The following is a 747-nucleotide window of genomic DNA, read 5'->3' on the forward strand; positions in this document are numbered from 1 at the left end:
CACCGGGATGGAACTGCGCCGCGACCGGTTGGTGTTCTGCCCTTACTGGCCGCAATCGCTCGGTGCCCTGTGTTTCCCCATGATCTATCGCGGCCATCGGCTGACCGTGCGGGTCAGCGGTGATGGCGTCGAGGTCAGCTCCGATCCCGGCCCGTCGCCGCCGATCGAGATCACTTGCCGGGATCAGACCACACGCCTGACGCCAGGGGAGACGGTCCGGCTGGTGAACTCGGTACCTGGATCGGCGGGATGAATCGTTGGGATGGTCACGCGAACACTGATTCGCGTCGATACACCGTCAGGTGTGGTGCATCCTTCGGTCGAGTTCGGTGTGGGCGATTCGGGTGGCCCACACCCGAGCGCGGTCCAGCTCGCCCGGTAGGAGCGGGCCGGTCGTATCGGCGACGAGGAAATCCACCGGCTGATCGGCGAGCGAATAGCCCAAGCGGCATAGTCGTTTCCCGATACCGCGTGCGGCCGAGCCCGGCAGCCAGGGCGGTTTGGCGACCTTGGTGCCGAAGGCCAGCGCTCGGTGGCCCGCCGAGACCGGCAGTGCGGCCGCGAGCCATTCCCGGACACCGATGGCGGTCGCGACCGGAGCATTGGTGAGCTTGGCGGCGTCGCGGCGGGTCTGCGGGCGGCTGAGCCCGAAGGCGTGAGTAGGGCCGCCGACCACGAGCAGGTTCACCGTCGCGCACACTTCCGCCGCCGCCACCACGTTCACGACTTCCACTTCGACATGCTCTC

General features: G+C 67.7%; 2 protein-coding genes. One reads left to right on the plus strand and one right to left on the minus strand.

Annotated features, from left to right (window positions below; translation table 11 throughout):
• Window positions 1-253 (plus strand): glycosyl hydrolase family 65 domain-containing protein (locus tag NB3_RS33810; protein ID WP_157112177.1); only part of this gene is annotated, 253 nt, incomplete at its 5' end.
• A 45-nt stretch (window positions 254-298) separates the two neighbouring features.
• On the opposite strand, the gene NB3_RS33815 is transcribed toward NB3_RS33810, so the two are convergent.
• The coding region (locus tag NB3_RS33815) for a hypothetical protein (RefSeq protein ID WP_067811571.1) at window positions 299-747 on the minus strand (449 nt) is incomplete at its 5' end.

The organism is Nocardia beijingensis NBRC 16342, assembly GCF_001612785.1.
GTDB classification, from domain to species: domain Bacteria; phylum Actinomycetota; class Actinomycetes; order Mycobacteriales; family Mycobacteriaceae; genus Nocardia; species Nocardia beijingensis.